The organism is Methyloparacoccus sp. NF-16 (assembly GCF_056880625.1).
This window is the reverse complement of record NZ_CP174130.1, coordinates 3100829-3125932: the sequence shown is the minus strand read 5'-3', so window position 1 is coordinate 3125932 and position 25104 is coordinate 3100829. Positions and strand designations below refer to the sequence as shown.

Genomic DNA, 25104 nt, shown 5'->3' with positions numbered 1-25104 from the left:
CCTGATTTGCGGCGTATCTGCGTCTTCTGCGGTTCCAGCCCGGGCCACCGGGGCGGCTACCGCGAGGCGGCCGTGGCGCTCGGCCGGCAGCTGGGGCAACGGGGCATCGGGCTGGTCTATGGAGGCGGCAACATCGGGTTGATGGGGGCGGTCGCCGATGCCGCCCTGGCGGCGGGCGTCGAGGTGATCGGCGTGATACCGCGCTCGCTGGTCGGGCGCGAGGTCGCGGGAGCGGCCGTCGAACACACAGGTGTGACGCGGCTGGAGGTCGTCGAGTCCATGCACGCGCGCAAGGCACGCATGGCCGAGCTGGCAGACGGCTTCATCGCCCTGCCTGGCGGCTTCGGCACTTTCGAGGAATTGTTCGAGATCCTGACCTGGGCGCAGCTCGGCTTTCATCGCAAGCCCGTCGGACTGCTCGATGTGGACGGCTACTTCGAACCGCTGCGCGGGCTCTGCGACCGGGCCCTGAGCGAGGGTTTCCTGCGCCCCGATGCCCGGGCGCTGCTGCTGTCGGAAACGACGCCCGACGCACTGCTGGCCGCCCTGGCGCGGCACGAACCGCAGCGCTTCCGGGCCTGGATCAGCCGCGAGGAAGAGCTCTAGCGGCCGGCTTCAGCCGAGCAGCCCGCGGATCAGCGCGGACTGCGTCGCCGCCTGACGGGATGTCTCCAGCCGGCGGGTGGTCAAGATGGCGCCCAGCTCGGCCAGCGCCACGGCGAACACATTGTTGATCACCACATAGTCGTATTCGGCGTAGTGCGACATCTCCGAGATCGCGTCGGCCATGCGCCGGGCGATGGTCTCGGCGTCGTCCTGTCCGCGGCTGCTCAGGCGCGATGCCAGCGCTTCCCGCGACGGCGGCAGCACGAAGATGGAACGGCAGCCCGGCATCAGCGTGCGGATCTGCCGGGCGCCCTGCCAGTCGATTTCCAGGATGACATCCTTTCCTCCCGCCAGCGCGGCTTCGACCGTGCTGCGCGCCGTGCCGTAGAAGTTGTCGAACACCCGCGCATGCTCCAGAAACTCGCCGGCCTCGATCATGCGCGCGAACTCGTCCTGGCTGACGAAGAAATAATCGCGGCCATGCTCCTCGCCAGGGCGCTGGGCGCGCGTGGTATGCGAGACCGAGACGGCAAGCCCCGAATGCGCCTGGCGCAGGGCCCTGACCAGACTGGTCTTGCCGGCCCCGGAGGGCGCGGAAACGATGAACAGCGTGCCGGCGCCCGCCGGCTGTGTCATGGCGTGCACGGAATTCCTCCATCGAAAACCAGCCGGCCGCCCAGCAGGGTCTGGGTTACCCGGCCCTGCAGTGGCTGGCCCCAGAAAGGCGTGTTGCGGCCAGCGCTCAGCCAGGTTGTCTCGTCCGGCGTCCAGCGGGCCCGTGGATCGAAGATGCAGACATCCGCCGGTGAGCCGGGCTGAAGCCTGCCGCCCGGCAGCCCCATGATGCGCGCCGGCCCCAGGGTCAGCGCGGCCACGATCCGGGAAAGGCTCAGGCCGCCGCTTTCGGCCAGCTTCAGGCTCAGTGGCAGCAGGGTTTGCAGGCCCGAGAGACCGGGCTCGGTGGCCGGGAAGGCGTCCAGCTTGGCATCGGCTTCATGGGGCTGGTGATCGGAACAGATGGCTGCGATCACGCCGTCGCGCAGACCTTCCCGGAGTGCTTCGCGATCGGCCCGCGCGCGCAGTGGCGGGCGCAGATGGCACTGGGCGTCGAAGCCCTCCACCGACGTGTCGGTGAGGTGCAGCTGATGCGCGGCGACATCGGCGGTCACCGGGAAGCCCTTCTCCTGGGCGCGGCCGATCGACCGCATGGCCCGGGCGCTGCTGAGCTGGGCGAAATGCACTCGTGCCCCGGTATGTTCGATCAGCGCCAGCACTTGGGCCACGGCGACGGTCTCGGCGGCATAGGGTATGCCGCGCAGCCCCAGCCGGGTGCTCACCGGCCCTTCATGCACGCAGCCGTCATCGGCCAGCTCCGGATCCTCCGGCCGCACGATGACCAGCAGATCGTGGCTGGCGGCATATTCCAGCGCCCGCCGCAGGACCCGCGTGGTGGCCACTGGCGCGTGGGCATTGCTGACGGCCCGGCAGCCGGCTTGCCGCAGGGCGCTCATTTCGCTGAGATCCTGGCCCCGCAAGCCCTGCGTCAGCGCGCCAACGGGCTCGATGCGCAGGCATCCGGAGGCCGCCGCCCGGTCCCGCAGCAACTGCACCACCGCCGGTGTGTCGATGGTCGGCAGCGTGTCCGGTGGCATGCAGACGGTCGTGATGCCGCCAGCCGCCGCCGCCCGGCTCTCGCTGTCAATGGTGGCCTTGTGTTCATGTCCCGGCTCGCGCAGGCGGGCGCTGAGGTCGATGAAGCCAGGGCAGACGATCCGGTCGCGGGCGTCGAGGATGCGGTCCGCGCGGAAGCCATCGGGGGTTGCGCCCAGCGCCAGGATCTGTCCGTCGGCGACAAACACGTCCAGCGCCGCGTCGAGATCCCGGGCCGGGTCGATCACCCGGCCGCCACGGATGTGGATGCGCTCGCTCATGCCGGCCGCTCCCCGCTGTCGTGCTGCATGGCCATGGACATCACCGCCATGCGGATGGCGATGCCGTGGGTGACCTGTTGCAGGATGACCGACTGGCTGCCGTCGGCCACCCTGGATTCCATCTCCACCCCGCGGTTGATGGGGCCGGGATGCATGACCATGGCATCCGGCTTCGCCAGCGTCAGGCGTGCCGCGGTCAGGCCGAAGCGGGCGTAATACTCGTGGGCGCTGGGGATGAAGCCGCCGCTCATGCGCTCCCGCTGGAGCCGCAGCATGATGATGACGTCGGCCTCCCGCAGGCCGGTGTCGAGATCATGGTGAATCCGGACCCCCAGGGTCTCGATGTCGGACGGGATCAGCGTGCGTGGCCCGACGACGCGGATCTCGCGGACGCCCAGCGTGCGCAGGGCGTGGATTTCCGAGCGCGCCACGCGCGAGTGCAGCACGTCGCCGACGATGGCGACGGTCAGCTTGCCGAAGTCCGGCTTGTGCTTGCGGATGGTGAAGACGTCCAGCATGGCCTGGGTCGGATGGGCGTGGCGGCCATCGCCGGCATTGATGACGCTGATGTGCGGCGCCACGTGGCGGGCGATGAAATGGGCGGCGCCGCTGTGCGCATGCCGGACCACGAACATGTCGACGTGCATGGCCTCGATGTTGCGGATGGTGTCGAGCAGGCTTTCACCTTTGGTGGTCGCCGAAGTGGCGATGTTGACCGTAAGCACGTCGGCGGACAGCCGCTTGGCCGCCAGTTCGAAGGTCGTGCGGGTCCGGGTGCTGGTCTCGAAGAACAGGTTGACGATGGTCTTGCCGCGCAGCAGCGGCACTTTCTTGACCGTCTGCTCGGTGACGCTGGCGAAGGATTCAGCGGTGTCCATGATGGATTCCAGCAGCGCCCGGTTCAGCCCCTCGATGGTGAGAAAGTGCCGCAGGCGGCCGTGCTCGTCCAGTTGCAGGTCACGTTTCGTCATCGTCTAGTCCGCTTGCAGCGTGAATGCCAGCGGGTCGGGGCCGGTCAGCTTGATGCGCTGTCCCGGCGGCAGCGTCAGGGTGCCGCCGGCGCAGTCCGGGCGAATGGGAATCTGCCGCCCGTCGCGTTCCAGGAGCACGCCCAGCACCACCTGGGCCGGCCGGCCGTAGTCGAAGATCTCGTTGAGCGCGGCCCGCACCGTGCGGCCGGTATAGAACACGTCGTCGATCAGCAAAATGTCGCGGCCCTCGACCCGGAACGGCAACTGACTGGCGCGCACCTGCGGGTGCATGCCGATCTGCGAAAAATCGTCGCGGTAGAAGGTGATGTCCAGCCGGCCCAGGGGCTCGCGCAGCCCCAGCCGGGCATGCAGGTGCTCGGCGATCCAGATGCCGCCGCTGTGGATGCCGATCATCGCCGGATCGGTCAGGTCGCGGCGGTCGATTTCCAGCCGCAGGCGCTGCGCCAGCGTGTCCAGCAGGCTCCCGGGACGGGGCAGCTCAGTCATGGCCGGGCTCCCGGCTGGCGGTGTGGTCCAGCCAGGTTTGCAGGATCAGCTGGGCGGCCAGTTCGTCCTTGATATCGGCGAAGCGGACCGACTTCTTGCTGCGTTGGCTGTAGAACAGGGTCTGCGACTCGCGGGTCGACAGCGCTTCGTCCATGACATGCACCGGCCGCTGGTGGCGCGCTTCCAGCTCGCGGCAAAACGCCAGGATCATGCCGATGACCGGATTCCGCTCGGTCGTCGGTTCGATCGGGTAGGGCACGCCGACCACGAACGCCGCCGGCTGCCAGGTCCTGACCAGCCGCGCGATATCCTGCCACAGGGCGTCGCGGTTCTGCGAGCGCAGGGTTTCGAGTCCGGTGGCGGTGCCGGTGATGCGCTGTCCCACGGCAACGCCGGTCTTTTTGGTGCCGACATCGAAGCCGAGGTAGGTCGCGGTCCGCGGCTGGGCGCTCGCGGCGGGGGCCGTCTGCGGTTCAGCCATGCCCTGCCTGCCTGGAGAGCAGCGCGATGTCGATGCCCATGAGCCCGGCGGCGGCCTGCCAGCGGCTGTCCGGCGGGTGGTTGAAAATGATGGACTGCTCGGCCTCGGCGCTGAGCCAGGCGTTCTGGACCATTTCCTGTTCCAGCTGGCCCTTGGCCCAGCCGGCATAGCCCAGGGCCAGCAGTATCTTGCGGGGCCCCTCGCCGCGGCTGATGGCCTCGAGAATGTCGCGCGAGGTGGTCAGCCAGAGGTCGCTGCTCATCTTCAGCGTCGAATTCCAGTCGCCTACCGGCTCGTGCAGGATGAAGCCGCGCTCGGGCTGTACCGGTCCGCCATAGTAGACCGGCATGTCGATCAGCGCCGGATCGTCGAGCGTGATGTTCATCTGCGTCATGACGTCCTTCAGCTTCAGCTCCGAAGGCCGGTTGACGATGATGCCCAGCGCGCCCTCGTCGTTGTGCTGGCAGAGGTAGGTCACCGTGCGGGAAAAGAACGGATCCGTCATGCCCGGCATGGCGATGAGGAAATGATTGGTCAGGTTGGCGATGGCATCGATCATGCCCATAGTATCGGGGCAGGTCCCCCCGGGTGCAACCGCACGCAACGGTTCAGCGGGCGCCCATTTCCAGGCGATAGTCGCTGTCGAACCGCCAGGTGCGGGTGATGACCAGCACGTCGACTTCCTCGCGGATGTCCTCCGGCAAGGGCGCGAACGGTGCCGCCAGCTCGACGATGTGGCGGGCCGCGAGATCCACCGCCGCCTGTCCGGATGACTGCTGGATCTGGGTCGAATAGACGCTGCCGTTGGGCTTGATGCCCACCGCCAGCACCAGGGTTCCGGCCAGCCGGTCGCGCCGGACGTCCTCGGGGTAGTTGAGATTGCCGATGCGCTCGACCTTCTCCTGCCAGGCCTGCTCGTAGGCCGCCACCGCCAGCCGGTTGTTCTTGACCGCCTGGGTAAGGACGATCTTCCTGTCGCGCAGTTCGGCGCTGCGGCGCTGGTAGATGTCGGCGCCGACCTCGGCAATCTGCTGGCTCAGCAGGCCGGCGGAAAGCGCCGGTCTGGCCCGGGGGCTGGTTTCTGCCCTGGACGAAAGGCTGTCCGTCGCCTCTGCCGGGGCGGAGGGCGGCGTGGCATCGTGCCGGTCCCGCCGTCCGCGCGCCAGGTCGGGGGGGCGGTTCTGCCGTGGTCTCGCGGTTTCGCGTGGGGCCGGTGCCGTTTCCTGATGGGGCTGCCGGACTGGTGGCTCCGCTGCCCTTGCGGCGCCCGCGGGCGGGGCGTCGGGTTTGTCCTGCGTGCGGGCGCCGACCGGCTCGGCCACCGGCCGCCGCCCGTGCTCGCCGCTCTCGGCGGGCGCCAAGGATGGTGGCGGGCCGGCCGGCGCCGACTTCTCCAGTGTCATGGTGATCATCCGGCGCGCCGGCTGGCCGGGGTGGGGCGGTTCCGGCCGGATGCCGAAGATCAGCAGGGCGTGCAGGAGGGTCGCGCCCAGCAGCGCGATCCGGAACGGCAGCGGAAAGGCCCCCGGACGGGACATGCGGCGATCAGGCGCGATGTTCGATCGCGCGCTCGATGTGATCCATCAGCAGGGCGCTGATGTTGAGCCCGAACTGGCGGTCCAGTTCCCGTACGCAGGTGGGGCTGGTGACGTTGACCTCGGTCAGGTAGTCGCCGATGACGTCGAGCCCGACAAAGGCCAGGCCCCGCCGCCGGAGCTCGGGGCCGACTTGCGCGGCGATCCAGCGATCCCGCTCGGTCAGCGGCCTGCCCTCGGCGCGGCCGCCGGCGGCCAGGTTGCCGCGACTCTCGCCCTCGGCGGGAATCCGCGCCAGGGCGTAGGGCACCGCCTCGCCATTGACGACCAGGACGCGCTTGTCGCCGTTGGCGATGTCCGGCAGATAGCGTTGCGCCATCACGAAGCGGCGATTGTGCTGCGTCATGGTTTCCAGGATCACGCTCAGGTTCGGGTCGCGCTCGGCCACGCGGAAGATGGAGGCGCCGCCCATGCCATCCAGCGGCTTGAGCACGATCTCGCCCTGTTCGCGCAGGAACTCGCGGAGCCGGCCCGCTTCCCGTGCCACCAGGGTGGGCGCGCAGCAGTGCGGAAACCAGGCCGTGAACAGCTTTTCGTTGGCATCGCGCAGCGAACGCGGCTTGTTGATCACCAGGACACCATGGCTTTCCGCCGCTTCCAGCAGGTAGGTGGCGTAGATGTATTCCTGGTCGAAGGGCGGGTCCTTGCGCATGAGGATGACGTCCAGCGCGTCCAGCGGATGGTCCTCCTCGCTGTCGAAGCGGAACCAGTCCCGCTCGTCGCGCCGCACGTGCAGCCGGCGCATCCGGGCGCAGGTGCGGCCATCGCGGAGGTAGAGATCGTTCAGCTCCATGTAGTGGAGCTGATAGCCGCGGGACTGGGCTTCCAGCAACAGCGCGAAGCTGGTGTCCTTGTGGGTCTTGATGTGTTGGATGGGATCCATGACGATCCCGAGTTTGAGGCTCATGGGTCTGCCGGGTGGGGGTGGTGTGAGCGTGGCCAGCGGCGCGCTGCTTGACTTGGGCGCGAGGCCTGGCTTATAAAGTGCGGCTTTTCCGACTCCAGCCAGGCGAACCGAGGTTCATCATGTCCAGAATATGCCAAGTGACGGGCAAGGGCCGCATTGTAGGCCATAACGTCTCGCATGCTAACAACAAGACCAAGCGGGTCTTCAACCCGAACCTGCACGAACACCGCTTCTGGGTCGAGAGCGAAAACCGCTGGGTGCGCCTGCGCGTTTCCAATCAGGGCCTGCGCACCATCGACAAGCGCGGCATCGATGCGGTGCTGGCCGATATCCGCAAGCGCGGCGAAAAAGTCTGAAGCAGGAGTAGATCATGCGCGACAAGATCAAACTGGTATCCAGCGCCGGCACCGGCCATTTCTATACCACCACCAAGAACAAGAAGAACATGCCGGAAAAGATGGAGATCAAGAAGTTCGATCCCGTCGTCCGCCAGCACGTAACCTACAAGGAAGGCAAGATCAAGTAATTCCGGCCGGCTCGTTGGGCGCATCCGCGGCGGGCGACATGGCAGGATACGGAAACCCCAAGCTTCCGGCCAGGCTGGTCAGGGAAGCTTGGGGTTTTCTGCGCCGGGCCACCGGCGACGATGCCTACGAGCGCTACCTCGGTCACTGGCAGGCACATCATGCCGACCGGGGGCCGCCCCTGGATCGCAAGGCCTTCCATGCCGCCGAGTTGCAGCGCCGCTGGTCCGGCATCAAGCGCTGTTGCTGAGCCGCGCTTCCCTGGCCGGCGCATCGGTGGCGCCCGCCCCCGCCCTGCCCGCTGAGCGACCGCTCGACCGCCTGCCATGAATTCCGGCGATACCGCGGCTTACGACAGCCTTGCCACCTACCGGCGCCTGCTGGGCTATGCGGCGCCATACTGGCGACCGTTCCTGCTCTCGGTCGTCTCGATGGTCGTCTACGCGGCGCTGGGACCGGCCTTCGCCAAGCTGATCCAGCCGCTGATCGACGGCAGCTTCGTCGATAACGATCCCTCGGCCCTGCGCGCGGCGCCCTTCATCCTCATCGGCCTGTCGATCCTGCGCGGCCTGGCCGGCTTCGGCAGCGACTACTACTCCGGCTGGGTCAGCCGCCGGGTCATCACCGACCTGCGCCGCGACATGTTCGAGCGCTTCCTGAGCCTGCCCTGCGCGGCCTATGACCGCGCCTCCTCCGGCCAGCTGATGTCCAAGCTGCTCTTCAACACCGAGCAGGTTGCCGAATCCCTCACCAGCGGTCTGACCGGCCTGTTCAAGGACGGGCTGACGATCGTCGGCCTGGTATCGCTGATGGTCTACGAGAACCTGCAACTGTCCATGGTGCTGCTGCTGGTCGGCCCATTGCTGGGCATCAGCATCTCCCGGGTCAGCAAGAGCTTCCGCAAGATCAGCCGGCGCATCCAGGAGTCGATGGGGCATGTCGGGCATGTCGCCCAGGAGGCCATCGACGCTCAGCGCATCGTCAAGGTGTTCAACGGCAAGGCGTACGAGTCCGCCAAGTTCGAACGCGAGAACGAGCTGAACTTCGCCCGCTTCATGAAGCGCGTGGCCACCGAGGCCGTCAGTGGCTCCATCGTCCAGCTCATCTATATCTCCGGCTTCGCCGCGGTGCTGTATGTCGTATCGCTGGAGTCGGTGCGCAGCACCATCACGCCCGGCAGCCTGATTTCCTTCATCGCAGCCATGTCTATGATGCTGAGCCCGATCAAGCGGGTCACCAATCTCGCCAATGTGCTGCAGCGCGGCATCGCCGCCGGCGCCAGCATCTTCGAGCTGCTGGATGTCGGCGGCGAACCCGATGACGGCCGCATCGATCTTGCCAGGGTCGAGGGCCGGGTCGAGTACCGCGGTGTCAGTCTCGCCTATCAGGATGACGGCGATACGGTGCTGCGCGACATCAGCCTGTCCATCCCGGCCGGCCGGACCATTGCCCTGGTCGGGCACTCCGGTAGCGGCAAGACCTCGCTGATCCGTCTCCTGCCGCGGCTCTACGAGCCCACATCGGGCGAAATCCGCATCGATGGCCACGACATACGGGAGCTGACCCTCGCCAGCCTGCGCCGGCATATCGCCTACGTCGGCCAGGAAGTCACCCTGTTCAATGACACCCTGGCCAATAACATCGCCTATGGTCACCGCGACACCGCCACGGTCGAGCAGATCCGCGAGGCTGCCCGGGCGGCGCATGCCCTTGCCTTCATCGAGAACATGGCGGATGGCTTCGACACGATGGTCGGCGAGCAGGGCATCATCCTCTCGGGTGGCCAGCGCCAGCGCATCGCCATTGCCCGGGCGCTGCTCAAGAACGCGCCCATCCTGATCCTCGATGAGGCCACCTCGGCGCTGGACGCCGAATCCGAGCGGCATGTGCAGGAGGCGCTGGAGAACCTGATGCAGAACCGCACGACGCTGGTCATCGCGCACCGGCTCTCCACCATCCAGAATGCCGACCGGATTTACGTCATGCGCGATGGCCGCATCATCGAACAGGGCAGTCACGAGACGCTGCTGGCGCAGGCCGGCCACTACGCCGAGCTCTACCGCCTGCAATTCGGCTCCGCCGCCTGACCGGCCTGGCGCTGCAGCCGGTGGCCGCGCCAACCCGCGCAAGGATTGCGCTTTTGACGGGGAAAGCCTATTTTGTGCGACTGCGGGGCTTCTCCCATCGCGAAGGGGTCCGGGTAGACGAAGAAGACGGCGCGCAAGCCGTCCTTTCCAGCGAGGCAATATCCATGTTCGAGTTCCTGTTCATACTGACGGCTGTTTACCTGGCCTATGTCGCCTACGAGGCCTATCAGGCCGTCGAGCGGGCCGAGAAGGGCGAGCCGATCTTCAAGCCGAGGCCGCCGGCCGTCGCCAGCACCGCTGCGGCGACCGCACCGGCGGCCCCCGTCAGGGTCCAGCCCGCAAAGCCGGCGGCGGCCGGCGGCAAAAAGCCTGCCGCCCCCCGGCCGGAACCCGTCGCGAAGGCAACTCCGGCAGCGTCGGCAACGCTGGCCGACGAGCTCCGCAACCCCGCCACCGGCGAGCTGTCCCCGGTGCCGACCAATTACCGGTTCGCCAAGAAATGGATCAAGGACGCGCTGGTGAGCGAAAAGCTGCTGGATCGGGTCTACAAGCCCAGCGAGCTGGACGATGCCACCGCTCTCAAGGTCAAGGAAGCCATCGAAAAACTGCGCGCCATCAAGAAGTACCAGGCTTGACGGCCTGCCCCGGGACCGAGCTGGCCGGCGCCCGCAAGGGCGACCGGCCTTTTCGTTGCCGGCCGGCGGAAATCCCGTCCTGGTTGCCAAACACCCAAGCAGTACGCGGAACAGGCCGCGTGCGTCAGGAGACACATGAACCTTCATGAATATCAGGCCAAGCAGCTGTTCAGGGCCTCTGGCATCGCCATCCCCGATGGCCAGCCAGCCCGCAGCGGCGAGGAAGCCGCGGCAGTCGCGCGGCAGATCGGCGGTCTGCGCTGGGTCGTCAAGGCGCAGGTGCATAGCGGTGGCCGCGGCAAGGCGGGCGGCGTGATCCTGGCGGACAGTCCCGCCGAGGTGGCGGCGGCGACGGACCGCCTTGTCGGCACACGGCTGGTGACGCCACAGTCGGGCGGTGCCGGCCTGCCGGTCGAGGTGGTGCTGGTGGAGGCGGTCCGGCCCATCGCCCGCGAGCTGTACCTGAGCTGCCTGGTCGATCGCGGCAGCGCCCGCGTCCGCTTCATGGCCTCCGCCGCCGGCGGCATGGACATCGAGGACGTTGCCGCCACCTCGCCGGAAAGAATCCTGACCTGCCTGATCCACCCCGCCGCCGGTCTGCAGGGCTATCAGGCGCGGGAACTGGCCTTCGGCCTGGGGCTGGCCGGCGATCAGGTCAAGGCGCTGCACGGCATCATGGCGGCCATGCTGCGGCTGCTGCTGGACAAGGACCTCGGCCAGATCGAGATCAACCCGCTGATCGTCACCGGGGATGGCGACCTGCTGGCGCTGGATGCCAAGATCAATGCCGACGACAACGCCCTTTACGCGCATCCCGACATCGCCGCCCTGCGCGACGAGGCCCAGGAAGACCCGACCGAGACCGCTGCCCGGGCGCATGATCTCAGTTACGTCACCCTCAACGGCACCATCGGCTGCATGGTCAATGGCGCCGGGCTGGCCATGGCGACGCTGGACGTGATCAAGCTGCATGGCGGCGAGCCGGCCAATTTTCTCGATGTCGGCGGTAGTACCACGGCCGCCAAGGTGGCCGAGGCGTTCAAGCTCATCCTTGCGGACGGCAAGGTGAGGGCCGTGCTGGTCAACATCTTCGGCGGCATCGTCCGTTGCAACCTGATCGCCGAAGGCGTGATCGCCGCGGTGAAGGAGGTGGGCGTGCGGGTACCGGTCGTGGTCCGGCTGGAAGGCACCAATGCCGAGGAAGGCCGCCACCTCCTGGAAGCCTCCGGACTGGCGCTGATCGCCGCCAGCGACCTCGATGATGCCGCCAGGAAAGCCGTGGAGGCTGTGCAATGAGCATACTCGTCGACAAGCATACCCGTGTCATCTGCCAGGGCTTTACCGGCAAGCAGGCCACCTTCCACTCCCGGCAGTGCCTGGAGTACGGTACCCGGCTGGTCGGCGGCGTCACGCCGGGCCGCGGCGGCCAGGAGCATCTGGACCTGCCGGTCTTCGATACCGTGCGCGAGGCCGTGCGTGCCACCGGCGCCACCGCCAGCATGATCTACGTGCCGCCACCCTTCGCGGCGGATGCCATCCTGGAGGCCGCCGACGCCGGCGTGAAGATCATCGTCTGCATCACCGAGGGCATTCCGGTGCTGCACCTGCTGCGGGTCAAGGCGGCGCTCGCGGGCAGCGATGCCGTGCTGATCGGGCCTAACTGTCCGGGCATCATCACCCCCGGCGAATGCAAGATCGGCATCATGCCCGGCTTCATCCACCAGCCGGGTTTCATCGGCATCGTCTCCCGTTCGGGGACGCTGACCTACGAGGCGGTCTTCCAGACCACCCGCGCCGGCCTGGGCCAGACCACCTGCGTCGGCATCGGCGGCGATCCGATCAAGGGGCTGGATTTCATCGACGTACTGTCGCGCTTCGAGGCCGACCCCGCCACCAAGGGCATCATCATGGTCGGCGAGATCGGCGGCAGCGCCGAGGAGGAGGCCGCCGAGTACATCAGGGCGCATGTCAGCAAGCCGGTGGTCGGCTACATCGCCGGCCTGACGGCCCCGCCCGGCAAGCGCATGGGCCATGCCGGGGCCATCATCACCGGCGGCAAGGGCACCGGCGCCAGCAAGGTGGCGGCGCTGAAGGCGGCGGGTGTCGCGGTGGTGGATACGCCTACCGAGATGGGACAGCGGATGCTGGCCGCGTTGGGGGGCGGCACGGCCGGGTAGCCAGGCTCTGCCCGCCGGCGCGGCCCGCCTCAGCCCATCGGGCCGTGCCGGTCCGGCGCCAGGTCCTCGACGTGGATGCCGCAGATCCCCGCGCGGCGTTCCGAGAAATACAGTTGCAGGGTACGGCGCACGGTCTCGAAGGCGAGTTCCTCCCAGGGGATCTCGTGCTCGTGGAACAGCCGCACATCCAGGCTTTCCTCCCCGGCCGCGAACCTTGGTTCCGCCATCCGGCCATGGAAGAAGGCATAGACCTGCGAGATGTGCGGCAGGCTGAACAGCGTGAACAGCGGGCCAAGGTCCACCTCGACCTGGGCTTCCTCCCACGCCTCGCGGCGGGCGGCCTCGGCCAGCGTCTCGCCCAGTTCCATGAAGCCGGCCGGCAGGGTCCACAGGCCGAGCCGCGGCTCGATGGCGCGGCGGCAGAGCAGCACCTGCTCGCCGAATACCGGGATGCAGCCGGCGATCACCTTGGGATTCTGATAGTGGATGGCACCGCAGGCATCGCAGACGTGGCGGAGCCGGTCGTCGCCCGCGGGAATCGCCTGCCGTACCGGCTCGCTGCACTGCGGACAATAGTTGATAGGGCTGTTCATCGCCATGCTCGGGCTGCCGACTGGCCGTGCCGCTTCAGTCGGCCATGGCGCCGATCAACTGGTCTTCCAGCGCGAACCGCACGCTCAGGGCCTCTTCCAGTCGCGCCAGGTCGGGGCCCAGCGATTGGGTCAGCGCCTCGCCGGTCAATCCCTCGCACGTGTCGTTGAAGTCGACGGCGGCATCGGTCGCCTGCATGAACTGCGGGTAGAGCCGGTTGGCCAGCGCCTGGACCCGCTCGCGGCGTTCCGGCACATCGGTCAGGCGCGGATACATTTCGAAATGGCCCAGCGAGATGTAGTCGACCAGGACCTGGCAGAACTCCCGCACCTGGCTGTCCAAGGACTGTCCGGCCTGGAACGGTTGCAGCCGCTGCAAGGCGGCGAGGAGCGACCACAGCTGCCGGCGCTCGTCCAGGAGCTCCTGCACGACGCGATGATCGTGCGCCCGCCGTTCGGTGAGTGTTTCGGACATTTCAGCATTCCCTGTTGTTTTTGATGGCCGATACTGTATGCCATCCGCCGCCCGCGAACAATTCCGCGGCCAGCACCCGGCAGGCTATCGGGGACCCGGGATTGGGCTTACCATCGCGGCTCTCGTCACCCCTGAAGCAGAGTTGAAAAACCATGATTCGCAGCATGACCGCCTATGCCGGCGGCGAACGGGAATGGAACGGCTGGGCCCTCGCCTGGGAAGTCCGTACCGTCAACCACCGTTTTCTCGATCTCTCCCTGCGGTTGCCCGAGGCCTTGCGTTTCCTCGAATCGGAGGTACGCGGCCGCATCGGCCGGCAGGTCAGGCGCGGACGGGTGGAGGCGACCCTGGCCTGGAAGCCGGCTGTCGCGGGCACGGCAGCGATCCAGCTGAATCCGCAGCTGGTCGGGCAACTGCTGGAAGCGGCGCGCGAGGTCGAGCGGCTGGCGGCTTCATCCCTCGCGCCCTTCGATGCGCTGGCCGTGTTGCAATGGCCGGGCGTGCTGCATCAGCCCGAGGCCGATCGCGACCGGCTGGCCGAGCAGACCCTGGCCCTGCTCGACGAGACCCTGGACCAGCTGATCGCCGGCCGCGAAACCGAAGGCCGTCAGCTGGCCGCGCTGATCGAGGAGCGCTGCGCTGGCATCCGCCGGCAAGCCGCGATTGCCCGGGAGCGGCTACCGGCGGTGCTGGGCGCGATTCGCGCCCGTATCCTCTCACGCCTGGCCGAGATCGGGGCGACGCCCGATGCCGACAGGCTGGAGCAGGAAATGGTCTATCTGGCCCAGAAGCTGGATGTCGCCGAGGAACTCGACCGGCTGGAAACCCACCTCAACGAGGTCAGCCGCACCCTCCGGCAACACGAGCCGGTCGGCCGGCGCCTCGATTTCCTGCTGCAGGAGCTGAACCGCGAGGCCAATACCCTGGGCTCCAAATCCGCCGATGCCGAAACCACCCAGATATCGGTCGAAATCAAGGTGCTGATCGAGCAGATGCGCGAGCAGGTGCAAAACCTGGAGTGACGGTGCGGCCCGTTCCAGCCGGTCCCGGCCACGCCCGAGCGTCCCCCGCTTCTTGGGGGTCTTTGGGTGGCTTCGGCTTGCCAGCCCGTCCCCGGAGTGCAGAGCCGATACGGCAAGCGCCTGCTCAGGTTTCGGGGGACGCCGATGGGCAATGTCTCCGGATCATGTCCGAGAGCTGGTTGAGGTCCATGGGTTTGGCCATGAAATCCGTCATGCCCGCGTCGAGGGCTGCCTGCTGTTCCTCGGCCATGACCCCGGCGGTCAAGGCGATGATGGGCAGCCGGGTCAGCTGCAATTCCCGGCGAATGCGGTGAGCGGCCTCCAGGCCGTTCATCACCGGCATCTGCACATCCATCAGCATCAGGTCGAAGTCCGCGGGATGGCCGCGAAGACGCTCCAGCGCTGCCTGGCCATCGACGGCGAGGGTTGCCTTTGCGCCGCGCTTCGTGAGTGCCTTTTCGGCAACGAAGCGGTTGAGTTGGGCATCGTCGGCCACTAGCACCCGCAAGCCGTCTAATGAAGGGCTATCTGTCGGATGTGGGGTGGTCTCGGGAAGCGGTATGTCCTCCATCCGGCCAAACGGCAGCTCAACCCAGAAGGTACTGCCCTTGCCGGCCTCGCTGTCGACCCCGATGGCACCGCCCATCAGTTCCACCAGCTGTTTACTGATCGTCAGCCCGAGGCCGGTACCACCGAAACGCCGGGCGATGCTGCCGTCCGCCTGCCGGTAGGCCTGAAACAGGCCGGCTACTTGCTCAGGAAGCATGCCAATGCCGGTGTCTTCCACCTCGAAGCGCAACCGGACCTGATCGGCCAGCACCTCCAGCGGCTTCACGCGCAGTGTGACACCGCCCACATGCGTGAATTTGACCGCATTGCTGACAAGATTCAGCAACACCTGCTCAAGCCTCAGCGCATCGCCACGTAGCCGTCCGTTGAGGTTTGTGCGGTCATCCACCCACAGTTCCAGGCCCCTCTCGCGTGACGATCCACCCATCAGGTTGTCGATCTGGTGCAGCATCTCCTCAAGCTTGAACGGTCGCCGCTCGATTGCTAGTTGCCCCGCCACGATCTTGGAGAAATCGAGGATATCGTTGAGGATGGTCAACAACGAATGGCCCGCCGCACGCATGCGCCGCACCATGCCCTTGGCCTCCAGCGCGGTCTTGAGCTGGTCGGTGCGTTCCGCGACCTTCTGCTCCAGGTCGAGATTCATCTTCATGATCTGCTGCTCCAGTGCCTCGCGTTCGGTGACATCCAGCAGGATGCTATGGGTGCACAGGAAGCGGCCTTCGTTGTCGCACTGGATGCGGCCAGTAATCTGCACGGTAATGGGGCGCCCATCGGCCCGGCACAAGAACAACCTGCCTTCGACACCATGGGTGCGCTTGAACTCCTCGAACTTCGTCTCAAACTGATCCCGAAAGGTGTCCGCCCAATAGTCGACAAAATTTTGTCCTAACAGCTCTTGGGGCTTCTCGATGCCCAGGAGGTCCGCCAGCTTCTGGTTGGCATCAAGCCAGCGGCCCTCACGGTCCAGCGATTGATAAGCGATGGGCATATGTTCGAACAGGTCACGGAAGCGCCGCTCGCTGGCGATCAGGTTCAGCTCGTTCTGCTTGCGCTGGGTAATGTCCAGGGTGATGCCCAGCATGGCGGTGGCCTGGCCGGCAGCACCGAAGATCCCGCGGCCCATGGCCCTGATCCAGCGATAACCGCCATCGGGCTGGACGATGCGGTATTCGGTGACATAGTCCTGGTGCTGCTGGAGGGCGTCGCGCACCAGCTGGTCGGTGGCCGTGCGGTCGTCGGGATGCAGCACGGACAGAAAATGCGCATAACCAGGGGTTGCGTCAGGCGGAAGCGCCAGATGCTGGCGACAGAGCGGCGACCAGTCGAAGCGGTCGGTGGCGATGTCCCAGCACCAAATACCTGCCCCGGCGGCCTCGGTCGCGAGCCGAAGCCGCTGCTCACTCTTCTCTGTGCCAGTTGCTCGTGTGCTTGCGCCAACGCTTCTAGCTGTAGACGGATCTCGGTGATGTCCTCCACCATACACAGGTGGCGGAGCCGTTCGCCTTCGGCCACCTTCACCGGTGCGACGGTCATGCCCACCCGGGCCATGTTATCCAGGTCTTCCTGCACGTCGTCCGGGTGGGTGATGCGCATCCAGTCCAGCGCGCGCATCTCGGCGAGGCTGCGTCCGGCGATCTCGGCAAACCGCGCGTTCAGCTCCAGGATTCGACCATCTACGGAATCGATCAGGGCGACGCCGACGGGCGCTTGCTCGAACAGGACCTGGAATCGGCTGGCGTAGTCCGCCCGCTCGCGCTGAGTTTGCAGCAAAAGCGCCCAGCGGCGGTCCTGGCGGTCGCTCCACCAGGAGACCCCGATACCCATGAGCAGGAATTCAAGAAGGCCAAGGCCATCTGGCAGATGGCTGAGTTTCAGGCTGTAGCGTGGTTCCATGAAGAACCAGACCGCCAACCCGCCGGATAACAAGGTGGCCGCCACCCCGGCACGCAGGCCACCCAGAACGATGCTGGTAAAGACGGCTGGGTAAAAGAAAAACCAGATGCGGGGCTGGATTTGATCCCACACCAGCGACTGGAGCCAGCAGGCGGCCCCTGGCGCCAGCAGGGCCAGAATCAGGCGTGTGTGCCTGCGGGCAAGCATGGATTGCAACTGCTTCATCGTTCGGACCCCTGACGGCGCCATGTTTCCCGGAGGCCGGCTGAGCACAGTCAAGCCGCCTCGGCTTGTTGGCGATCATACGCCGCTCCCCCCGGGTGTTGCGGGCCGCGGTCGTATCGGCGCGGGTTTTGCCGGACCGGCAGAGGGGCGCGCGGGCAGCATCTCCCGTGTTTCCTGTCCGGTGGACGGGGCCTCGTTGGCGTGCGGCCAGGCATCCGTGCCTGCCGTGTTCCATGGGCACTGCCGCCGCACGCGCCCGGCAGATCGCCGCAGCTTATCCCCATTTTTCGTGGACAGCCTGTCAAACAAGCTGTGGCTATCTCTTCAGGTCTCTGATGACAAAACCGGTTTTCGGTCTGGCTGAAAACGAGTCAGCTCTTTCGGGCGCGCCCAGGGGGGCCGCGAAGCGGCCGGGGCCCCGGCGCTAGCGGATCAGGCAGAGCGCCATCAATGGCGCGACGTTGAACAGGAAGATGCCGATCTTGAACAGCGCCATGCCGGCATAGTGGATCGCATCGAAGGTCGCGACCGACAGCCGGAACCAGCGCCGGTGCAGCTGATACAGCGTGTCATGCCCAAAAGCGAAGGCAGCGAACCAGAGACAGAGCAATCCGTAGTTGACCGCCAGCGATCCGAGCAGCCACGCCTGAAGTTCGGGAATTGTCATGATGTCGCCATTCTGTGCGGTGGAACGGGCCCGGATCGGGACATCTGGCAGCGGCGCCAGTGCTGCCGCAAGCGGGGCAGCGCTGTCCCCCGGTCAGCCGCACAGGTTGCGGCAAGAACCCCCCGTCCCTGTGCAGCAGGCGCCAGCGACCGCGCGCTACGTTCTGGCGGAGTTGCCGTCGGGGGCAGGGTATTGTCCCGATCAACCGGGCGCGACGGGCCTATTGCTGCTTTTCCTGCCTGAGCGCTTGCAGCGCCTTGGCGCAACCGACCGACATCTGCTCCTTCTTGCCGAGAAGACATGCCTTGATCCGGCCACCGCCGGCGGGCACGTTGGGACAGAGCCGCTCGATATCCGGCGCGCAGTAGGCCAGAAAACCGTTCGCCGGGTTGTCCTTCGTTGGCGGTTCCTTCGCCCATGCATTGACGGATGCCATCAACAGCATGGCCAGCAGGGCCCGATATGTCGTTGTCATCAGCGATCTCCGGTACGAGGTGATGAAAGCCCGGCATCGTCGCGCAGGGCGAACCATGACCGCGAGACCAGGGCAGGGGGCGAAGAGTGTGTCGGATGCGGCGGTTCCGGGCAACCCTGGGCGGAGGCGATGGCGCCGTGCCTCGGCAAGCCGCCAGCTTGAAGGCTCCGCGCGGTTCTGGCAGGGGGGCGTTATGCTGTCACCAGATGCGACCCGTACCGCCGACATGCAGGGCAAGCTTGAGGATATCGGCTTCCGTGACCCGGCACCGCGGCGAGATCATCCCGATGGACCGGCGATTGCCGGTGTTTCCCTCCGCGATGCCACCGGCACGGGTATTATCCAGCCGGGAGGTTTCGCAACCCTGGACAGGAGCCGGACCATGACCTTCACCTTGCCGCCGCAGAAACACCTCGCCTGCATGATCGGGCATCCGGTCGCCGAAAATCCGATCGATCGGATGTTCGATGCGGTGTTCGCCCATCATGGCTTGCACTGGCAGTTCTGGAAAAGCGATGTGGCCAGCGAGGCCGAGGTCGCCGCCGCCATCGGCGGTATCCGCGCCCTGGGATTTGCCGGCGCCTGCGTCACTGTGCCCTATAAGGTGGCTGTCATGCCCTACCTGGATGCCGTCGACGACGATGTCAGGGCGATCGGCGCGGCCAATTACCTGACGATCCGCGACGGCAGGCTGACCGGTCACAACAATGATGGCAAGGGTGTCGTCAAGGCCATCCGCAAGCTCACCCCGATCGAGGGCAAACGGATCGTCATGCTGGGTGCGGGTGGCGCGGGACGGGCCATGGCCGTGGAGCTGGCCTGGGCTGGTGCGGCCCATCTGACCCTGGTGACCCGGCGGGCAGCGCAGGGCCAGGATGTCGCTCGCATGGTGATGCAAGCATCCGGCGTGCCATGTACGTGGCAGCCATGGAGTGGTGACATCCGCCTGCCACCCGCTACCGACATCCTGATGAACGCCACCCATCTCGGCTGTGCCCCGGAACGGGAACCCGTTCCGGTGGACTGGAATACCCTGGCGCCGGCCACGACCGTCGTGGACGTCATCACCAACCCGAGGCTTACGCCCTTCCTGAGCACCGCACAGGCAAAGGGGTGCCCAATTGTCGATGGTGTCGAGATGCTGGTGCAGCTGGCGATGCAGATTTTCGAAGCGTGGACCGGCATCCCGCCGGATGAAGCCATTTTTCAGGCGGCGGTTGCCCGTGCCCTGGGCGAAGCGCCGGCCTAGATGCGAGGCGGACCATGGTGACCTGTCGGCACCACCGACGATCACCCGGACCGGCATCCTTCCACGCGGATGGAAAGCGGGGCCGTTCACCCGGGGGTTGACCTGTCGCGATCAGGTCACGGCGACGGATGTGACCTGCATGTGACAGAATGTCGGTGCCGGCCGATCGGGTGTCATGCCCGATCGGCCACCCGATTGGTAAACGCCAACAGGCGGGAGGTAGACGATGAAGGCGAGCAATCCCGTGGCCAGGCATGCCCGGGCCTACAACAAATCGACCGTGCAGGTCGACCGCAAGAAGGCAGCCCGAAAAGGCTACATCAAGCACAAAAAGCCCGGAGCCCCCGGGCTTTTTTCTGCCCGCGCGCCCTCGTCATGGAACCCCCGGCCTGTCACGGGCGATGGCTATTACTCCGGCCACAATAAAACGTACGGCCATGGGGTCAGTTGCCGCGCCACACAAGGCTTCCATGGTTTGTAGCCGTTCGATAAAAAATGGCCGGGTTAATATCACCCTTGAGCTGTGTGAGCGACCGGCGTTGCGCCGGTGCCGTCGTGGTCTCCCGCACGATTCGGCTGCCAGGCGTCATTCTCCCCCGCCATATCCGCGGCAAGGGAATCAGTTCTGCTCGGGTTCCATCCGCAAGTGCGCATGGAACCAATCCAGGAACTCCCTGGCAAACCGGGCCTGGGGTGAACTGGCCGCATGATATTCCTCGTAGAGACGCAGCGCCTGTATCAGGTGTCTGGCCTCCTGGTCTGTCTCGAGGGTGATGCTCAGGGGTTTGAACCGTGGTGCTGGATGCATCGGGGTGCGCTCCTTGAACTTGCTTATTAACGAAATGTAGGGCTGCCCCAGGTCGCTCCCCCGGCAGCCTTCCGGCGGCGTCGCCACCGTGATGGCAGGCCAAGAGGGGCCGGGATCACGCCTCTCCGGCAACAAGCCCGGGTTTATGCGCCTATTCGCCTCACCATGCTCGTGGCCAGTCGCCGGGCCCGTTGCGGAGGCCGATGCAGCGCCTGCCAGCGTTCGGGGCGATGAGGCTCAGTCCAGGCAACACTTCCTGTCTTGCGTGCCGCAGCCACAGGGGCAGGGGTCGTGACGGCCGACCCCGGGATCCGCGTGGCGGGGCCGCGACGGCGGTGCGTCGCGATCGGTGGACTGCCGGCGGCCAGCGGTCGGATGCCGCCAAGGGCAACTGAGCGGCAATGATACGGCACGGGACGAAGTCAATGGCTACGGCCAGTCCGGCACGGGCGCGCTCCATTCCCCGGTACTGCTCCATGCACGTCCGGCTGCCCCGAACCGGCTTCGCAAATGCCTCGCCAGCGTCCCGGGTCCGGCGCCGACGTTGCTTACCGGCCTGCCCAGCCAGGCCGACATCAGACTGGTCGCCGACGACCTCAGGACCGACATCCTCAAATGCGGTCAGCCAGGCGGACAGGGTTGCAAACCCCATGGGCGCCCGGTGACCAAGTGGTACCTGGGAATGGCGACAGATCTATGCCGTGCGGGTCGCCCCGCGCTGACAGGACTGCCACACGGCCAGCGATCCCGGCAATCCGGCCACCAATGACTACCCGCGCCCGCATCTGTTCGGCATCAGCCGTGGCGAGGATGACAAGGGCTTGCCGAACGGTCGCTGTGAGATCTGTCATGGTCCCGAACCCCAAAACCGGCGCGCCCGGTACTCCGATGCCCGGTGCCCAGCTGAAAAATCCCGAGACCAACGGCTGCTTCACGCTGGATCGAGAAAGGCGCGCCTTGCCCCCGATGAATCCGGCACTCTCCCGAAAATCTCCTGAATACGGCTGATATTGCCCATCGTTGAAGCCAAATTCATAGGAAGGTGCGCTTGTGTCGCCCAGGTTCGACTTCCTCGGCTGTTGTCTGGCTATCCTTTGGATATTGCCTTGGCGTGTGGTGTTGAGAGGCAGCGAGCGTGGTGAATAAAAAACGGACACTCCAGTGTCCGTTTTGGGGTTTTAAATGCGGTGCTGCGCTATTTGTTGGTCACGAGTTCCCGGCCATTGAGGTCCTGAAGATGCCTGTCATTGCCGTCGTAAAAGCTTTTCAGTTTGACGAGTTGCGCTTCGGACATTGTAATGGGTTTTTCATACATATACCAGTTCACGCCCTCGGTGCAGGGAGGGGTGGTTAATGAGCCGGAGTAGGTATAGAACTTGCTGCTGCCAGTTCCCTTGGGGAGGAGTTTTTTCGGATCAAAGACAAGGTTTGTCGGATTGTGGGTTTTCTCCTCCGGCTTGTTTATCGTATTGTCAAGCATCAACTGGATCTGCGGGTTGTAGGCGCCAGTCTCAATGAACATACCCACGACAGTGACGCGTCCATCGGTGCGTACGTTGACGAAATGCATTTCGCCTTCGAACTTTTGTCCGTTCAGCGTATGCTCGCTCGGTGTGTGCAGGTGGGCTTGCAAGAGCGGGTAAACGTCTTTTCCGACCTTGGTCGTGCCCTTGTAGCTTTTGGGGTCAACGGGCTGCACCTGAACGGCATGTCCAGTATTGTAAAAGTCAGCGGTAAACGGTTTCCAGTTGAATGTAAGACCGTTGAGGATGGGCGTTTTCCTGGTGTTCGATATGTCTACCGGGGTTTGTTTGGTGCCAATGGCGCACTCCGCATAAGGGTAGTTCATCGGGGGTGGCGTGCCTGCGCCTTCGATGGCTCCCCAGCCAGCGGGTTGATCCTGCTCCTCGTAATTCCAGTGCGGGACGTCAGCGAAGACTGCCGCGCTGTTTATGATGCCTGCTGCGAGCAGGGCAATTACATTATGTTTTCTCATGGCGTTGCTCTTTTGGGGCTGTAAGGCCTAGCCTCGTCTTAGCATGTGTGTTCGCGACAGTAATCAACCATGGACGGTTTGGTCGGAGGTTGATCTTCTGGCCTGTTAGCGCTCTGTGACTGAGGCTGTTGTTGTTTGTCGGCAGGAACCATAGTCTGTGGGCTGGTGGCGGCTTGTGGTTGCGAAGGCTTGGCGGAATCTTCGGCTGCATACAGGTTGGTGAAGCAGGTGCAGGCAAAGAACGCGCATATGGCAAGGTTTTTATTGATCATGGGCTTCGGTAAATGGATAGGGTGGGCGAGCGTGGCAGGGAGGATCGGCACCGCCTATGTCATTGGGCATCGTTTTGCATGGATTGAAATATAAGCGGAGTGATCACGGCCGATTCTACGGCCGAGGCGTCATGCGTGCTAGCGGAAATCCACGACCTGCAGGTTCCGGCACAACCCATCATCTCGACCGGTACGGATCGCATTGAGCGACGGCCAAGTGCCTGGACGGGAGCGCGCCGGCGCTTTACGAAACCTCGTTCATGGCCAACCTCTCCTGCCGGTGCCCCGATAGGCAACCCGGGCGCATGGGCCAGAGCGGAAAGGACCATCAAGTGCGGCTGTGTCATCGCCGATGAAATACTGCCCCCTGCGCCGAAGTGAAACTGACCCACCTGGGCGAGGGTGGCATCGCTCAGGCAGGTGACGGCCAATTAGGTGGTGCGCTTCTTCACTGCCGCCGACCTGATGCTGCAACTGGGCACAGCGCGCAGCCAGGGGCGCTTGAAGGAGTATGTCAACCGGTCGGCGCTGGGGCCAAAGCTGCGGGTGGTCGACGAGGTTGGTTACCTGCCCTTCGGGCGGGAGCGAGCCAAGCTGTTATCTAGTCCGAGCTGAATATCTCTTAGTCCTTTGATTTGCTTTATAAAAGGACCATCTTTTAAGGTCTGGAATTGCCAGAATTGAGATAATAGAGCCATGAACGGCCCCGGGTATCGAGGAGGCCAGTTGGTTTAAGTTGAGGCCGATGTGGCGGCCTCACTGGCGAGTTGCCGCCAGTAGTTTGCCTCAGCTTCTGCCGGAGGGATGCCCCCAATCGGCTTGAGCAGTCGGATGTGGTTGAACCAATGCACCCATTGCAGGGTGGCCAGTTCCACGGATTCCCTGGTTTTCCAGGGGCCCCGGCGGTGAATCCATTCGGCTTTGTACAGCCCGTTGATGGTCTCGGCCAGCGCGTTGTCGTAGGAGTCGCCCTTGCTCCCGACCGAGGGTCGGATGCCGGCTTCGGACAGGCGTTCCGTGTACCGAATGGACAGGTATTGCGACCCCCTGTCCGAATGGTGCACCAGGGCATTGGCAGCGGGCTGACGCTCGTACAGGGCCTGCTCCAGCGCATCAAGCACGAAGTCCGTCTGCATGGTGCGGCTGACGCGCCAGCCCACGATGCGCCGGGCAAACACGTCGACGACGAAGGCCACGTACAGCCAGCCCTGCCACGTGCTGACGTAGGTGAAGTCCGACACCCACAGTTGATTGGGACGCTCGGCCTTGAACACCCGATTGACCCGGTCCAGCGGGCACGGCGCTGCTGCATCTGGCGTGGTCGTGCGAACGCTCTTGCCTCGACGCGCGCCCTGCAGCCCCAGGCGCCTCATCAGCCGCTCGACCGTGCAACGCGCCACCCGGATGCCTTCGCGGTTCATCTGCAGCCAGACCTTGTCGGCACCGTAGACCTGCCAGTTGGCGTGCCACACGCGCTGGATGTCAGCCGCAAGGGCCTGGTCACGCTGGGCGCGGGCGCTGCGCAGTTCAGGCCGGCGCCGGCGGGCCGCGTGGCGCCAATAACACGACGGGGCCATCTGCAACACCTGGCAGATGGACTCGACCCCGAACATGTTGCGGTGCTGGTCGATGAAGCGCTTCAGCTCTTCAAACGGCGGTCGAGCTCCGCCTGGGCGAAAAACGCGCCGGCGGCCTTGAGGATGTCGTTGGCGCGGCGCAGCTCCTTGTTCTCACGCTCCAGTTGCTTGAGGCGTTCGCGCTCGCTGCTGCTCAGGCCATCACGCTGGCCGGCATCGACTTCCTCGCGCTTGACCCAGTCCAGCAGCGTCTGCGGCACGCAGCCAATCTTGGGCGCAATCGATTCCACGGCTGCCCACAGCGACGGGTAGTCGCCCCGGTGCTCTTGCACCATGCGCACAGCGCGCTCGCGCACCTCGGGTGAGAACTTTGTTGACTTGTTCATGGCTCCATCTTCTCAAGTGTTGGAGCCTCCTCAAAACCCGGGGCCGTTCAATCCGAGGTTTTCAAATTAGCAGCTTAACCTGTGCAGATTTCGCTGGGTCATTACACATCGTCGTTCACTGCCGCACAGGCAGCTCAGAAACGTCTACCCAGCGCAGATTGTGCGCGGGGTCGTGTCGGCGCCGGTTGCGGCTGATCCCGCAGCGGAACACGCAGCCGGATTTGTTCCATGGACAACCACGGAACGCCAACGCCTTGAACGGCCCGGGTTCGGGGACTTTGGTGGAACGCCCCGGAAGGAGGCATGGAGCCGGCGAAAGGATTCGAACCCTCGACCCGCGCATTACAAGTGCGCCGCTCTACCAACTGAGCTACGCCGGCCAGGCGGATGGCGGATACTGGTCCGCATGTATGTGCGATGACGGCATGTCCCCGGTCGCTGTCGGCCCGGCGAGTCATCGCCTGGTCGTGCGGGG

The 25104-nt window shown here is 65.5% G+C and carries 28 protein-coding genes, 1 tRNA gene, 2 pseudogenes and 1 other annotated feature; of the genes and pseudogenes, 12 read left to right on the top strand and 19 right to left on the bottom strand.

The features are described from left to right. The first annotated feature begins 6 nt into the window (after positions 1 to 6). A complete protein-coding gene (locus tag ACH5N8_RS14815) occupies positions 7 to 606 on the top strand; it encodes an LOG family protein (RefSeq protein ID WP_460026460.1) in 600 nt (199 codons plus the stop codon). A 9-nt stretch (positions 607 to 615) separates the two neighbouring features. Here ACH5N8_RS14815 and gmk read toward each other — a convergent pair whose 3' ends face one another. Genes gmk through gshB form a run of 8 tightly spaced genes read right to left on the bottom strand, consistent with a single transcriptional unit; the run spans position 616 to position 6998 of the window. Next, positions 616 to 1242: a guanylate kinase gene (gene gmk, locus ACH5N8_RS14810; RefSeq protein ID WP_483281880.1), complete on the bottom strand. Its 627-nt coding sequence runs from the start codon at positions 1240 to 1242 to the stop codon at positions 616 to 618. Beyond that, positions 1239 to 2537: a dihydroorotase gene (locus ACH5N8_RS14805; protein WP_483281879.1), complete on the bottom strand. Its 1299-nt coding sequence runs from the start codon at positions 2535 to 2537 to the stop codon at positions 1239 to 1241. Before ACH5N8_RS14805 ends, gmk begins: the two co-directional genes overlap by 4 nt. Then, a complete protein-coding gene (locus ACH5N8_RS14800; RefSeq protein ID WP_460026462.1) occupies positions 2534 to 3508 on the bottom strand; it encodes an aspartate carbamoyltransferase catalytic subunit in 975 nt (324 codons plus the stop codon). The genes ACH5N8_RS14805 and ACH5N8_RS14800 overlap by 4 nt, the downstream gene beginning before the upstream one ends. Before the next feature lie 3 nt (positions 3509 to 3511). Beyond that, a complete protein-coding gene (pyrR, locus tag ACH5N8_RS14795) occupies positions 3512 to 4015 on the bottom strand; it encodes a bifunctional pyr operon transcriptional regulator/uracil phosphoribosyltransferase PyrR (RefSeq protein WP_460026463.1) in 504 nt (167 codons plus the stop codon). Further along, the gene (gene ruvX, locus ACH5N8_RS14790; protein WP_460026464.1) at positions 4008 to 4496 is read right to left on the bottom strand and encodes a Holliday junction resolvase RuvX; all 489 of its coding nucleotides are present in this window, start codon (positions 4494 to 4496) and stop codon (positions 4008 to 4010) included. Before ruvX ends, pyrR begins: the two co-directional genes overlap by 8 nt. After that, positions 4489 to 5055, bottom strand: coding sequence for a YqgE/AlgH family protein (locus ACH5N8_RS14785; RefSeq protein ID WP_483281878.1), 567 nt, complete (start codon positions 5053 to 5055; stop codon positions 4489 to 4491). The genes ruvX and ACH5N8_RS14785 overlap by 8 nt, the downstream gene beginning before the upstream one ends. A 49-nt stretch (positions 5056 to 5104) precedes the next feature. After that, positions 5105 to 6034, bottom strand: coding sequence for an energy transducer TonB (locus ACH5N8_RS14780; RefSeq protein WP_483281877.1), 930 nt, complete (start codon positions 6032 to 6034; stop codon positions 5105 to 5107). A 7-nt stretch (positions 6035 to 6041) separates the two neighbouring features. Then, positions 6042 to 6998 (bottom strand): glutathione synthase, encoded by a 957-nt coding sequence (gene gshB / locus ACH5N8_RS14775; protein ID WP_483281876.1) that lies wholly within the window; start codon positions 6996 to 6998, stop codon positions 6042 to 6044. Positions 6999 to 7117: 119 nt separating this feature from the next. Between gshB and rpmB the strand changes: the two genes are divergently transcribed. From rpmB to sucD, 7 genes are all read left to right on the top strand, one after another. Continuing rightward, complete coding sequence (rpmB, locus tag ACH5N8_RS14770) at positions 7118 to 7354, top strand: 50S ribosomal protein L28 (RefSeq protein WP_460026468.1); 237 nt, start codon at positions 7118 to 7120, stop codon at positions 7352 to 7354. Positions 7355 to 7368: 14 nt separating this feature from the next. Then, positions 7369 to 7524 carry a 50S ribosomal protein L33 gene (gene rpmG / locus ACH5N8_RS14765; RefSeq protein WP_460026469.1) on the top strand — a complete coding sequence of 52 codons (156 nt, stop codon included), beginning with the start codon at positions 7369 to 7371 and terminating at the stop codon, positions 7522 to 7524. A 38-nt stretch (positions 7525 to 7562) separates the two neighbouring features. Next, the gene (locus ACH5N8_RS14760; protein ID WP_460026470.1) at positions 7563 to 7772 is read left to right on the top strand and encodes a CstA-like transporter-associated (seleno)protein; all 210 of its coding nucleotides are present in this window, start codon (positions 7563 to 7565) and stop codon (positions 7770 to 7772) included. 76 nt (positions 7773 to 7848) lie between these two features. Continuing rightward, entirely contained in the window at positions 7849 to 9609 is a 1761-nt protein-coding gene (gene msbA / locus ACH5N8_RS14755; protein WP_483281875.1) for a lipid A export permease/ATP-binding protein MsbA, read from the top strand. A 164-nt stretch (positions 9610 to 9773) separates the two neighbouring features. Next, a complete protein-coding gene (locus ACH5N8_RS14750; protein ID WP_483281874.1) occupies positions 9774 to 10244 on the top strand; it encodes a hypothetical protein in 471 nt (156 codons plus the stop codon). 135 nt (positions 10245 to 10379) lie between these two features. After that, a complete protein-coding gene (sucC, locus tag ACH5N8_RS14745; RefSeq protein WP_483281873.1) occupies positions 10380 to 11540 on the top strand; it encodes an ADP-forming succinate--CoA ligase subunit beta in 1161 nt (386 codons plus the stop codon). After that, a complete protein-coding gene (sucD, locus tag ACH5N8_RS14740; RefSeq protein WP_483281872.1) occupies positions 11537 to 12421 on the top strand; it encodes a succinate--CoA ligase subunit alpha in 885 nt (294 codons plus the stop codon). Before sucC ends, sucD begins: the two co-directional genes overlap by 4 nt. 29 nt (positions 12422 to 12450) lie before the next feature. On the opposite strand, the gene ACH5N8_RS14735 is transcribed toward sucD, so the two are convergent. Further along, entirely contained in the window at positions 12451 to 13014 is a 564-nt protein-coding gene (locus ACH5N8_RS14735; protein WP_483281871.1) for an NUDIX hydrolase, read from the bottom strand. A gap of 34 nt (positions 13015 to 13048) precedes the next feature. After that, complete coding sequence (locus tag ACH5N8_RS14730) at positions 13049 to 13486, bottom strand: Rsd/AlgQ family anti-sigma factor (RefSeq protein ID WP_460026476.1); 438 nt, start codon at positions 13484 to 13486, stop codon at positions 13049 to 13051. A gap of 164 nt (positions 13487 to 13650) precedes the next feature. Here ACH5N8_RS14730 and ACH5N8_RS14725 point away from each other — a divergent pair, with 164 nt between their 5' ends. After that, entirely contained in the window at positions 13651 to 14508 is an 858-nt protein-coding gene (locus ACH5N8_RS14725) for a YicC/YloC family endoribonuclease (RefSeq protein ID WP_483281870.1), read from the top strand. Between the two features lie 124 nt (positions 14509 to 14632). Here ACH5N8_RS14725 and ACH5N8_RS14720 read toward each other — a convergent pair whose 3' ends face one another. The 4 genes and pseudogenes from ACH5N8_RS14720 to ACH5N8_RS14705 all read right to left on the bottom strand — a co-directional run bounded on the left by ACH5N8_RS14720 (position 14633) and on the right by ACH5N8_RS14705 (position 18341). Next, a complete protein-coding gene (locus tag ACH5N8_RS14720) occupies positions 14633 to 16564 on the bottom strand; it encodes a PAS domain S-box protein (protein WP_483281869.1) in 1932 nt (643 codons plus the stop codon). A 71-nt stretch (positions 16565 to 16635) separates the two neighbouring features. After that, positions 16636 to 17181, bottom strand: a pseudogene (locus ACH5N8_RS14715) (DUF4118 domain-containing protein); the annotation flags it as partial. A gap of 442 nt (positions 17182 to 17623) precedes the next feature. After that, on the bottom strand, positions 17624 to 17866 hold the full coding sequence (locus ACH5N8_RS14710) for a DUF6868 family protein (RefSeq protein WP_483281868.1): 243 nt from the start codon (positions 17864 to 17866) through the stop codon (positions 17624 to 17626). Positions 17867 to 18086: 220 nt separating this feature from the next. Beyond that, the gene (locus ACH5N8_RS14705) at positions 18087 to 18341 is read right to left on the bottom strand and encodes a cysteine rich repeat-containing protein (RefSeq protein WP_483281867.1); all 255 of its coding nucleotides are present in this window, start codon (positions 18339 to 18341) and stop codon (positions 18087 to 18089) included. A 193-nt stretch (positions 18342 to 18534) separates the two neighbouring features. On the opposite strand from ACH5N8_RS14705, the gene ACH5N8_RS14700 reads away from it, so the two are divergent. Beyond that, positions 18535 to 19590, top strand: coding sequence for a shikimate dehydrogenase family protein (locus ACH5N8_RS14700; protein WP_483281866.1), 1056 nt, complete (start codon positions 18535 to 18537; stop codon positions 19588 to 19590). A gap of 226 nt (positions 19591 to 19816) precedes the next feature. After that, positions 19817 to 20071 carry a DUF7230 family protein gene (locus tag ACH5N8_RS14695; RefSeq protein WP_483281865.1) on the top strand — a complete coding sequence of 85 codons (255 nt, stop codon included), beginning with the start codon at positions 19817 to 19819 and terminating at the stop codon, positions 20069 to 20071. A 138-nt stretch (positions 20072 to 20209) separates the two neighbouring features. Here ACH5N8_RS14695 and ACH5N8_RS14690 read toward each other — a convergent pair whose 3' ends face one another. The 3 genes from ACH5N8_RS14690 to ACH5N8_RS14680 all read right to left on the bottom strand — a co-directional run bounded on the left by ACH5N8_RS14690 (position 20210) and on the right by ACH5N8_RS14680 (position 22394). After that, positions 20210 to 20398 carry a hypothetical protein gene (locus tag ACH5N8_RS14690; RefSeq protein WP_460026483.1) on the bottom strand — a complete coding sequence of 63 codons (189 nt, stop codon included), beginning with the start codon at positions 20396 to 20398 and terminating at the stop codon, positions 20210 to 20212. 611 nt (positions 20399 to 21009) lie between these two features. After that, a complete protein-coding gene (locus ACH5N8_RS14685; protein ID WP_483281864.1) occupies positions 21010 to 21555 on the bottom strand; it encodes a hypothetical protein in 546 nt (181 codons plus the stop codon). Positions 21556 to 21593: 38 nt separating this feature from the next. Further along, on the bottom strand, positions 21594 to 22394 hold the full coding sequence (locus tag ACH5N8_RS14680; RefSeq protein ID WP_483281863.1) for a carbonic anhydrase: 801 nt from the start codon (positions 22392 to 22394) through the stop codon (positions 21594 to 21596). A 713-nt stretch (positions 22395 to 23107) separates the two neighbouring features. Here ACH5N8_RS14680 and ACH5N8_RS14675 point away from each other — a divergent pair. Continuing rightward, positions 23108 to 23263, top strand: a pseudogene (locus ACH5N8_RS14675) (ATP-binding protein); the annotation flags it as partial. A 134-nt stretch (positions 23264 to 23397) separates the two neighbouring features. Here the strand turns inward: ACH5N8_RS14675 and ACH5N8_RS14670 are convergent. Both ACH5N8_RS14670 and ACH5N8_RS14665 read right to left on the bottom strand, forming a co-directional pair. Next, positions 23398 to 24629 (bottom strand): IS3 family transposase gene (locus ACH5N8_RS14670; RefSeq protein WP_483281862.1). Its coding sequence is split into 2 segments (ribosomal slippage): positions 23398 to 24338 and positions 24338 to 24629, totalling 1233 coding nucleotides; the frame shifts between segments, so codons are not numbered across the junction. Beyond that, positions 24235 to 24351 (bottom strand) — a sequence feature (AL1L pseudoknot). (Overlaps the previous gene by 117 nt.) Before the next feature lie 304 nt (positions 24630 to 24933). Then, positions 24934 to 25009 (bottom strand) — tRNA-Thr (locus ACH5N8_RS14665). Between the last annotated feature and the right edge of the window lie 95 nt (positions 25010 to 25104).